The 10,831-nt window shown below is 67.7% G+C and carries 8 protein-coding genes and 1 tRNA gene; 5 read left to right on the top strand and 4 right to left on the bottom strand.

What is annotated here, in order from left to right:
* Nucleotides 1-146: 146 nt before the first annotated feature.
* Complete coding sequence (locus U1701_RS11655; protein ID WP_332782722.1) at nt 147-1,160, bottom strand: ROK family protein; 1,014 nt, start codon at nt 1,158-1,160, stop codon at nt 147-149.
* Between the two features lie 215 nt (nt 1,161-1,375).
* Between U1701_RS11655 and U1701_RS11650 the strand changes: the two genes are divergently transcribed.
* From U1701_RS11650 to U1701_RS11635, 4 genes are read left to right on the top strand one after another with little or no spacing between them, the layout of a single operon-like run.
* Entirely contained in the window at nt 1,376-3,958 is a 2,583-nt protein-coding gene (locus U1701_RS11650) for a TonB-dependent receptor (protein WP_332782721.1), read from the top strand.
* A gap of 35 nt (nt 3,959-3,993) precedes the next feature.
* Nucleotides 3,994-5,166, top strand: coding sequence for a YdcF family protein (locus U1701_RS11645; RefSeq protein WP_332782720.1), 1,173 nt, complete (start codon nt 3,994-3,996; stop codon nt 5,164-5,166).
* On the top strand, nt 5,163-7,409 hold the full coding sequence (locus U1701_RS11640) for a glycoside hydrolase domain-containing protein (RefSeq protein ID WP_332782719.1): 2,247 nt from the start codon (nt 5,163-5,165) through the stop codon (nt 7,407-7,409). Before U1701_RS11645 ends, U1701_RS11640 begins: the two co-directional genes overlap by 4 nt.
* Nucleotides 7,345-8,718 (top strand): MFS transporter, encoded by a 1,374-nt coding sequence (locus U1701_RS11635; RefSeq protein WP_332782718.1) that lies wholly within the window; start codon nt 7,345-7,347, stop codon nt 8,716-8,718. Before U1701_RS11640 ends, U1701_RS11635 begins: the two co-directional genes overlap by 65 nt.
* 395 nt (nt 8,719-9,113) lie before the next feature.
* Here the strand turns inward: U1701_RS11635 and U1701_RS11630 are convergent.
* Nucleotides 9,114-9,187, bottom strand: a tRNA-Gly gene (locus U1701_RS11630).
* 139 nt (nt 9,188-9,326) lie between these two features.
* Here U1701_RS11630 and U1701_RS11625 point away from each other — a divergent pair.
* A complete protein-coding gene (locus U1701_RS11625; RefSeq protein ID WP_332782717.1) occupies nt 9,327-9,587 on the top strand; it encodes a glutaredoxin domain-containing protein in 261 nt (86 codons plus the stop codon).
* A 65-nt stretch (nt 9,588-9,652) separates the two neighbouring features.
* Here U1701_RS11625 and U1701_RS11620 read toward each other — a convergent pair whose 3' ends face one another.
* Both U1701_RS11620 and U1701_RS11615 read right to left on the bottom strand, forming a co-directional pair.
* Entirely contained in the window at nt 9,653-10,456 is an 804-nt protein-coding gene (locus U1701_RS11620) for a D-alanyl-D-alanine carboxypeptidase family protein (protein ID WP_332782716.1), read from the bottom strand.
* Between the two features lie 35 nt (nt 10,457-10,491).
* On the bottom strand, nt 10,492-10,824 hold the full coding sequence (locus U1701_RS11615; protein WP_332782715.1) for a hypothetical protein: 333 nt from the start codon (nt 10,822-10,824) through the stop codon (nt 10,492-10,494).
* Between the last annotated feature and the right edge of the window lie 7 nt (nt 10,825-10,831).

Below are 10,831 nucleotides of genomic sequence, written 5' to 3'. Positions count from 1 at the left end.
GTTCGATGTATGGGCCCGGCTGCAAGTCGTGAGCCCGCACCTTCATCTATCGGGGAACAGCCACCTCCTGCGCTATCGCTGATCGAGGTAACTCGCTCCCGCCATTACCCCATGTTCCTTCATTTCAATCCGGCCGTCGACGTTGCTCATCCAATCGTCGTCGCGTGGATCGGCAGCAGCGCGGCGCCGACCGTCGCGGCGGTGCCTTCGAGTGTGGAAACCGAGATGCGCGGCGTCCGGCCCACATGGTCGCCGATCTTCATCGCGCCGAAGTCGATCCGCTCGACCAAGGCGGCCAGGATGCGGTTGGGGAGCGGGCTGGAAATGACGAACTCGCCCGGATCGATCCAGGCGAGGCCCCAGTTGACGATCGGCGCGATTTGGCCTGCGGCGCGAACGACCCACTGCGCGACGACATCCTCGAAGCCGAGCGTTACGGCATCGAAATCTAGCAGCGACCGGATCCCGCATCCCTCTGCGCGCAATGTCGCAAGCAGGTCCAACGTCGACGGCCGCGGTTCCTCGACCGGATACAGCATGCCGATCTCGCCTGCGCTGGCGGTGGCGCCGCGCAGGATGCGTCCGTCGACGATGACCCCTGCGCCGATCCCGTGGCCGAGCAGGATCACCACCGCGGTCGTGCAGCGCCGCATCAGCCCGCCGACATAATATTCCGCGAGCGCCGCCGCATTGGCGTCGTTCTCGATCCACACCTCGTGGCCGATCTGCTCTTCGAACAGGGCCTTCAGGTCGACGCCGCGCCATGCCGCCAGGCTGTCGACGGTCCAGCGCCGCGCGCCGTCCGGCGACAGCGCCGCGCCCGGTACGCCGACCCCCACCCCCAGCAGCCGCCGGCCGAGCAATCGGTTCGCGATCGCCAGCTCGTGCATTTCCGCCGTCACCCGCGCGGCGAACGCATAAGGATCGGGATCGTCGAACGGCCGTGACCGGTGCGCGATCACGCCCCCCGCATAATCCACCAGCGCGACCTCGATCAGCCCGCGATGCACCATCGCGCCCACCGCATAGCCCGCCGCCGGCGAGATTCGCAGCGGCACCGCCGGCCGGCCGGGCGTCGCAGCATCCGTGCCCGGCATTTCCTCGATCAGGCCATGCGCGAGCAGGTTTCCCGACAGGCGCGTCAGCTTCGACGCGCTCATCCCGAGTCCTATCGCCAGATCCTTCCGAGACCGCGCGCCGGAAGACCGCAGGACGCTCATGATCCGGCGTTCGTCGTCATCCAGCCGTATCCGCCATATCGCCATCGCCACCCCCTGCCGGCACGATCTAATCGATTTAATTTATTTCGTGAAATTAATTAAAATCGTAATATTCCGGGTCCAGCGGCGGCGCAACAAACAGGGTGGAACGATCAATGACCAAATACGGCTTGCGCACGGGTTGCGCGCTCGCAGCATTGTGCATCGCTTACGCGCCGGCCTTCGCGCAAACCGCGCCGGCGCCAACGGAACCCGCGCCGTCCGCACCCGCGACGCCGACGACCTCGACGGCAGACACCCCGGATGGGGCCGCCGCAGCCGCTCCTACCGAGACCGGTGCCGACATCATCGTCACCGGCTCCGCGCGCCAGCAGCGCCGGTTCGACGTCTCCTACGCGGTCAATTCGCTGAGCAACGCCGAGATCCAGCGGCTCGCCCCGCTCAACTTCGCTGACCTGCTCGGCAAGCTGCCCGGATTCGCGGTCGAGAACACCGGTGGCGAGGTCCAGAACATCGTCCGCCTGCGCGGGCTGCCCAGCGACGGCGGTCTCGTCACCTTCCAGCAGGACGGCCTGCCGCTGTTCCACGAGAATGACGGCAACTTCTTCCGCGGCGACAGCCTCAACCGCTTCGACCTGATGACGCAGCGCGTCGAGGTCGTGCGCGGCGGCCCCGCCCCGGTCTATGCCAGCTACGCTGCGGCGATCGTCAACAATATCACCGTGTCGGGCACCGACACCACGCGCGGCAAGGCGCAGGTCACGCTCGGCGATACCGGGCTGTACCGGCTCGACGGCTATCAGGCCGGCCCGATCGACGAATCGACCTACTACGCGATCGGCGGGTTCATCCGCCGCCACGACGGCTACCGCGACAACGGCTTCCCCAACGATCGCGGCGGCCAGATCCGCGCCAACATCAAGCACGACTTCGAGACCGGGTCGCTGCGCGTGTCGGCCAATTACCTGAACGACCACAACGTCTTCTATCTGCCGATCCCGACCGCCGACCCGCGCGATCCGTCCAAGTCGCTCAACCAGTATATCGACTTCTTCAGCGGCACGATGAACTCGCCTGCGCTGCGCAACGCGACCATCCGCTACCGCGAGGCCGACGGCACGACGCGCAACGTCGCCGCCGATCTCGGCAACGGCCGCCACACCGAGTTCGGCAATCTCGGGGTCCAGTACGACACCGACATCGACGGCTGGAAGATCGCGGCCAAGGGCGGCGTCAGCGTCGGTAAGCTGCATTTCAACGCGCTGTATTCGACCACCAACCCGTTCGACGCCAACACCTACGCCAATGCGACCAGCAACGGGATCGGCACCCCGACCAACCTCGACAACGCGCGCAAGGCGTTCGGCGCCGGCGTGGCCCGGCTCGGCTACGCGATCGCCGGCACCAACGGCGCCGAGGTCTACGACCCGAGCACAGCGTCCGGCCTGGTCGTCCCCGCGCAGTTCCGCGACGTCGTGTCGAAATTCTACTCGACGCAGGGCGACCTCAGCGTCACGCGCTCGATCGCGACCGGCTTCGGCACGCACGACCTGCGCGTCGGCGTCTATGGCAGCCTGTACGGCGAGACCAACGACGTCGCGTATCAGGACTATCTGCTCGAGGTTCGCGGCAAGCCGCGCACGCTCGACCTGATCGCCTATAACGCCGCCGGCCAGATGGTCGGTTCGGTCACCGACAACGGCGTGCTGAAATATGCGTCGACGCTCAACCGCGGCAACACCGACGCGTCGATGTACGCGCTCTACGCCAACGACACATGGGAAGTGCTGAAGGGCCTGACGATCGACGGCGGCATCCGCCACGAACGCTACAGCTTCAGTGGCTATGCGTTCGAGACGACCTCGGCCAATCTCGGCAACGCCGCGACGCTGTCCGACGACGGCGTGCGCGCATTCACCGGCAAGATCATCAATGCGAAGCTGAGCCCGGACATCACCAACTGGACCGCCGGGATCAACTACGACGTCACGCGTCACCTCGGCGCCTATGCTCGCGCCTCGCATCTCGAAACGCCGCCCTCGACCCAGGTCACCTATCAGATCAACCCGACGATCCTGACGCCCAAGGCGAACCAGTATGAGGTCGGGCTGAAGGCCGCATTCGGCCGGTCGTATCTGTACCTGATCGGCTTCTACACCCGTTACGATCCGCTCAACGCCTCGTTCGTCGCGCTTGATCCGGTCACCGGCCGCAACGACCAGTCGGTGCCGTTCATCGGCAAGGCCGCCATCAAGGGCGTCGAGATCGACGGCAATCTCGCGCTCCCCTATGGCTTTGCGATCACCGGCGCGCTGACCGTCAGCGAGCCGAAGTACAAGAGCCTGACCAACGCCAACGGCGCCAGCCCCGGCGATGTCGAGGGCAACCAGCTCGTCCGCGAACCGAAGATCTACGGCAATATCCGCCCCTCGGTCGACTTCGACGTCGCCGGCAACGCCGTGCAGATCTACGGACGCTATGAATATGTCGGCAAGCGCTATGTCGACTTCCTCAACAACACCGCGCTGCCGGCCTATGGGACGATCGGCGCGGGCATCACACTGACGCGCGATACGTGGCAGATGCAGGTCGTCGGCGACAATATCTTCAACGCGAAGGGCCTGACCGAGGGCAACACCCGCACCGACACCCTGGCCGGACAGGGCACGGCGGACGCGATCTACGGCCGTCCGATCTTCGGTCGCAACGTCCGGCTCGTGGTCAGCAAGTCCTGGTGACCGCCGCGCGCAGGGTTCGGATAGTGATGGCGGGGATGGCGCTGACGCTCGCGGCCGCCCCGCCGGTGTCGGCCGAGCGGCCGGCGGCCGCGGCGGTTAAGGATGCGGTCGTCGACGGTCTGTCGCTACAGCTGTTTCCGATGCTCGGCGGCGTCACGCGGTCGAGCGCCTGGACTCGCGCGCTCGACGCCGACCACGGGATGAAGACGCTGCAGCAGGCGCGCGCGGCGCGGATCGCCGCGTGCGGTACACCCGCCTGCACGATCGAGGCGACGATCTGGACCGACGAGGATCGCGCGACCTTCGCCTTCGTCCTGAGCCGCCTGGCCAAGACCAACGCCCTGCCCGTCCCGAAGGCCAATGCCGATCTGACAGCCGCGGCGGCGATCGACCAGGAACTGGAGGGGCTTAACGCCATTCTCCGTGTCTATGGTCTCGGGCTGCCGGGACGCTATTCCAAGATCGACGGGCCGATCTTCGCCGCCGGCACGCCGTTGTTCGCGGACAGCGTGAAGATCGCGATCGAGACCGCACGCGCCGCGTCCGATGCCACCCCCGAAACGCTCGCGGCAAGCATCGCGGTGGCGGTCGCGCTGCTCGATGCGAACGACGCGACCGCGGCGATCCGCTTCGATCCGCTCGACCAGCACGAGAATGCCGGCGCCCGCGCGGCCGCCGCGCGCACCGACTGGACCGCGTTCCGCTACGCCGCGCTCATCGTCCCGGGCGTCGGTCCCGAAGACGCCGCAACGATGCTCAGCCCGCGCGGCAAGCTCCACGTGCGGCTCGCCGCGGAGCGCTATCGCCAGGGTCTGGCGCCGTTCATCCTGGTGTCGGGCAGCGCGGTGCATCCGCGCGGCACGCGCTTCGTCGAGGCGGTCGAGATGCGCCGCGCGCTGATCGACCGGTACGGCATCCCGGCGGATCGCGTGATCCTCGAACCCTATGCCCGGCACACCACGACCAATCTGCGCAACGCGACCCGGCGGTTTGCCGCGCTCGGCATCCCGCTCGACCGGCCCGCACTGATCGTCACCGACGCCGAGCAGAGCGCCTATATCGAAGGCAAGGTCTTCGCTGACCGGAACGCGCACGAGCTCGGCTATCAGCCGGGAACCGTCGGACGTCGCCTGTCGGTCTATGACCTGGAGTTCCGCCCCTCGGCTCTGTCGCTGCGCCAGGACCCGCGGGACCCGCTCGACCCATGACCAGAGATCAGCACGCGGCGGTAGCCAGAAATACCACCCCGGCGGAGGCCGGGGCCCAATTGGGGGACGGCTGTGATCGAGTACGGCGCTCCGTTACGCGGACCATCCCAATTGGGCCCCGGCCTTCGCCGGGGTGGTGGCATGGGGGAAGCTACCCGCTCGCAGCGCTGCTTCTGACCGCAGCCACCCCCGCCACCGCGCAGGAAACACCCGCCGATCTGGTCGACCCGTTCGTCGGCACGCTTGCCGATTTCGGCCAGCTATCCCCCGCCGCGGTCGCGCCGTTCGGGATGGTTCAGCTCGGCCCCGATACCAGCCCCGCCAACCATGCGGGCTATGATCACGCCGCGACCACGCTGCTCGGCTTCTCGCACACCCGCGGCGTCGGCGTCGGCTGTGGCGGCGCGGGCGGCGACCTGATGATCTCGCTGCGCTACGCGGACCAGACCGGTCCCGCCCGGATCGATAAGTCCAGCGAGACCGCGCATCCCGGCACCTACCGCGTCCGCTATGACGGCGGCATTCTCGCCGAGATGGCGGCGACGCGCGGTGCGGGCGTGCTGCGCTTCACGCTGCCCCGCGCCGGCGCGGTCGATCTTCGGTTCGACCCCCGCCACAGCTATTCGAAGCGCCTTTCGGCCAGGTGGGCGAGCCTTTTCGGCGACGACCTGCGCGCCGATCTTGCCGCCGGCACGGTGTGCGACGCCGGCGCCTATCATCTCCACAGCGCCAGCCAGATCCGCGTCAACGGCCGCCCGGTCCACCAGCGCCTCGTTACCGGCGAAGGCGACCTCGCCACGCTGCGCCTCGTCGCGAAGGCGGGCGACGCGATCGAGATCCGCACCGGCCTGTCCACCGTCGACGGCGATGGCGCCGCCGCCACCCGCGATACCGAGATCGGCGATCGCCCCCTCGCCAAGATCGCAGCGGGCACGCGCGCGGCATGGAACGCCATCCTCGGCCGCGTCGTGCCGAGCGGCCCGCGCGACGACCGCGCGCTGTTCTACACCTCGCTCTACCGCGTGATGGAAACCCCGGTCGCGATCGACGATCCCGACCGTCGCCACCGCGACAAGAGCGGCGCGATCGAGACGTCCCCTGCCGGCGCGACGCGATACACCAACTGGTCGCTCTGGGACAATTACCGCACGCAGATGCCGCTGCTCGCGCTGCTGCAGCCCGAGCGCAGCAAGGCGATCGCGCAGTCGCTGGTCGCGCTCTACGCAGACGGCAAGCCGCAATGGTCGACGCCCGCCGAACCGTTCCTGACGGTCCGGACCGAACATGCCGGCATCGCCCTGCTCGACATGCATCGCAAGGGCATCGCCTTCGACGCGAACGCCGCGCTCGCGGGAATGGTCGCCGACAGCCCTACGCTCAAGCGCGGCACGCCCGACGAGCAGATCGAGGCCGCATACGACGACTGGGCGATTGCCGAACTCGCTCGCGATCTAGGCCGGACAGACATCGCGCGGACCTTCGCGGCAAAGGCGCGATCCTATCGCCCGATGTGGCGGTCGGTGTTCGAGACACCGGGCACGGACGGCGACGTCGTCAAGGCACGCGGGCTGTATCAGGGCACCTTGTGGCAATATCGCTGGGCGCCGATCTTCGACTTGGCCTGGATGGCCGAATCGGTGGGGCGCGACCGCTTCGTCGCGCAGCTCCGCCACTTCTTCGACGCCGGCCTGTTCAACATGACTAACGAGCCCGACATCCAGGTACCGTGGATGTTCGCCGCCTTGGGCGAGCCGCAGGCGACCGCCGATTTGGTCCGCACGATCCTGACCAAGCCGATCGCGCACCCCTATACCAACAGCGGCAAGCTGCCGGTGCCGTTCGTCGGGCGGAGCTTCGCGCTGTCGCCGCAGGGCTTTGCCGACGGGATGGACGACGATGCCGGCGGGATGACCGCATGGTACGTGTTCGCGACGCTGGGCCTGTATCCGCTGGTCCCCGGCGAGCCCTGGTACATGCTGACGACCCCGGCATTCGCGCGTGCGACGCTCGACCTCGGCAACGGCCGGCACCTGACGATTCGGCGCGACGGGCCCGCAGGCGGTGCGATCACCCAGGCGCGCCTGAACGGGAAACCCGTTGCGCAATTCCGACTAACCCATGCCGACCTGTTGCGCGGCGGCATACTGACGATCACGACGGTGCCGCGAACCGCGCGAAATGTCCCGCAATTGCAAGACATCGGGTCTAAGGCGCAGGCCGATGGAGCCCCCAGCCCCCGATAACCACGTCGCCCCCGTCCATCGGGGCCGGATGCTGGGCTATGCCAGCGGCAATTTCGGCAAGAACGTCCTCGCCTCGACGATGGACTTCTTCCTGCTGTTCATCCTGACCGAACGCTGGGGCGTAGCGCCCGCGGTCGCGGGGCTGGTCGTGATGATCGGGCTGGTCTGGGACGGGGTGTGCGATCCGCTGCTGGGCGCGCTGCTCGACCGCGCCGCGGACCGGAGCGCGGTCTATCGCCGCATGCTGTTCGCCGGCGCACCGATCGTGGGCGTGTTCTTCGCGATCTTCTTCATCGATCCCGGGTGGCGCGGCGGCGCTATCCTGACCTGGGCGATCGGCACCGTGCTGCTGTTCCGCACCGCCTATTCGGCCTGCGACGTCGCGCACAACGCGCTGATGATGCGCCTGACGCGGACGCCGGGCAGCGCCACGACGGTGTCCGGGCTGCGCTACATCTTCAGCTGCCTGGGCGCGCTGGCGGTGGCGCAGTTTGCCGGCGTTTTCGTCGCTCCATCACGCGGGGGCAGCACGGATCTCGTCGCCATCACCGGTCTTGCCGCGCTGGCCTATGTCGCCACGCTGTGGATTGCCGCCGCCTGCGCCCCGCGGTCGGCGCGCAGGCTGACCAACGAGTCGTCGCGCGCGTCGTGGGGCGGGATCGTCGCGAACCGCCCGCTGCTCTTTGTGCTGGCACTCGCCTTCGTCGAGGCGCTGACGCTCCCCGTTTTCGCGCGGTCCTTCGCCTATATCGGCAAGGGCGTGGTCGCGGACCCGGGCTGGACCGGCACCGCGCTGACGACGCTCGCGGTCGCGCAGCTCGTCGCGCTACCGGCCTGGATGGCGATCGCCCGACGTATCGAGCGGGGCCCTGTACTGACGCTGGCGTTGGTCATCCTTGCTCTCGGGCTTTCGATATTCGCGATCCAGCCCGTGCTCATGATACCGGGTATCGCTCTGTTCGGCATCGGCAATGCGGGCCTGCAGATGATGATCTGGGTACTGCTCGCCGACGCAGTCGACCACGGAGAAGCGCAAACCGGGTTCCGATGCGAAGGACTTCCCGTTGCGCTGCTGCTGCTGACCCTGAAGATCGGAGGCGGTTTGAGCGGCGCGCTGCTGGGTCGTGGTCTCGCCGCGATCGGCTGGACCGCCGGGCCTTCGATTGGATTGCATACGCAGCAAAATCTATTGGCAATGGCTTGGACCTCACCATTGATCGGCGTCTTTGCGTGCCTAGCGATCATGCTGGTCCTGGGACGTGGCAGTCCCTCACGGGACCGAACTGACCAGCCTGGCGATCCTATGTAGGGCGCAGGACCAGCAGATGGCATCGCACTCCATCGCTCCCGGCAAGCCGCAGCAGAACGGTAAGTCCAGAGCTTCAATGGCTATATGCTCAACCTTGCGCATTAGCCTCACCGCCTGCCGCCGGACGGACAGCCCCAACCAACGGGCATCTCCACGCTCGCCGCAACGGCGGAGTTTAGCGTCGCGACTGCGAGCACGCCGCCGAAGGCGAACTTGCGACGGAAGTGATAGCGACCGTTCTGCGCAGTAGATTACGTCTGACGTCCCACGGCTCACCTCCGATCGAGAGTGAAGCGGGCGCGACCTGTGTGTGAGATTCTATGTGCGCCGCTAAGTGAGAGCTAGTCCGCATTTCCGCCTCAAATTGGCGGTTTTCTGCGGTTTCAGGCGGTCAGTGGAGCGGGTGAAGGGAATCGAACCCTCGTCACTTGCTTGGGAAGCAAAAGCTCTACCATTGAGCTACACCCGCAGACCGGCGCCGCAGCACCGATCCGCGAGCCGATGCCACAGCTATCGCACCGCCGTCAACGGCCACGTCGCATCCGCGGCCACGGAACGTCCGGCCGCGTGCCGCGCTGTAGCGCACAGACCCTTCGAAGGAACCACCGATGACCGAAGCCCGGACCGCGACGCTGTACCGCATGGTGCTGCCCGACCACACCTGCCCGTTCGGCGTGCGCGCCAAACAGCTGCTGCAGGCGGAGGGCTTTACCGTCGACGATCAGATCCTGCGATCGCGCGACGAAGTCGACGCGTTCAAGGCCGAGCATGGCGTGGCGACGACGCCGCTGATCTTCATCGGCGACGAACAGATCGGCGGCAGCGACGATCTCGAACGGTATCTGGCGGCATCGTCACCCCGGGCCTGAGCCGGGGTCCCGCTTTCAGCGGTTAATAGATCCGACAGGGCGCAGGTCGACCCGGCACGACAGACCTACGAATTCCCCGCCAGCATCGCGAATCCCTCGTCGAGCATCTGCGCGACGCGTGCGTCGCGCGCGCGCACCGTGCGTTCGCCGAGCACTACCGCGATCAGCCGTCGCCCGCCGCGCCGCGCCGACGCCGCGAGGTTGAAACCCGCCTCGGCGGTGTAACCCGTCTTGATCCCGTCGGCGCCGGCGAAATTGCCGAGCAGATGGTTGTGGTTCTGCAGCCGCCGCGTCTTCCACTGGAAGCTGCGCGTGCCGAAATAGGCGTAGCGCAGCGGATGTTTGTCGAGCAGTGCCATCGCGAGAACCGCCATGTCCTTGGCAGTGGTGGTATTCGATCCGGGCAGCCCGGTGACGTTCTGGAACGCGGTCTCGCGCATCCCGAGCGTGCGCCCCTTGCGCGTCATCGTCCCGGCAAACTTGGCCTCGGTACCGCCGAGCTTCTCGGCCAGCGCCACCGCGACGTCGTTCGATGAATTCACCGCGATCGCGCGGATCGCATCGTCGACGCTGATGCTCGTCCCCGGCACCAACCCGAGCCGCGACGGCTGCTGGCTGGCGGCGTGGCGCGACACCGGCACGCGGTCGGTCAGCTTGAGCGTCCCGTCCTCGAGCGCGTCGAACGCCAGGAACAGGGTCATCATCTTGGTCAGCGATGCCGGCCGGCGGACCAGATTGGCGTCGCGCGCATACAGCACGCGCCCATCCTCCGCGTCGATCAGGATCGCCGAGACCGGCCGCGCTGCCTGCGGCGCGGACGCCGAAGCGGACACCGCTCCGGGCGCGGCAACGACGATCGCAATACACACGGCGACCCGACCCAGGACGCCACCGGTCACACGCATCACTTGTCTTCGGTCTCGTTCGCTGGGGGTTCGGTCGCCAGTTCGTCGCGGTTGGCGCGCGCGGTCATGCCCGTCGCGTCGGCGTCGTCGAGCATCTGTTCGTCGGGCGCGATCGCCGCGGCGGGCGGCGGCATGACGGCGTTGGCGGTCGCGACCGGTGCGGGTTCGACGGGCGCCGGTTCAGGCACGGGCGCGGGCGCTTCCTCGGCGACCGGCGCCGCCGGTTCCTCGGTCAGCGCGTTGTCAATCGGCGGCGCGGCGGGCTCCGACGAACAGCCGGCGAGTGCGCTGAGGGCGAGCAGCCCGGCGGCGACATGCGATATCGTCTTCATGGCTGGT

The sequence above is a fragment of the Sphingomonas rhamnosi genome (genome assembly GCF_036663615.1).
Taxonomy (GTDB): Bacteria; Pseudomonadota; Alphaproteobacteria; order Sphingomonadales; family Sphingomonadaceae; genus Sphingomonas.
The sequence above is the reverse complement of the archived record's forward strand: the minus strand, read 5'-3'. Positions and strand labels throughout refer to the sequence as shown.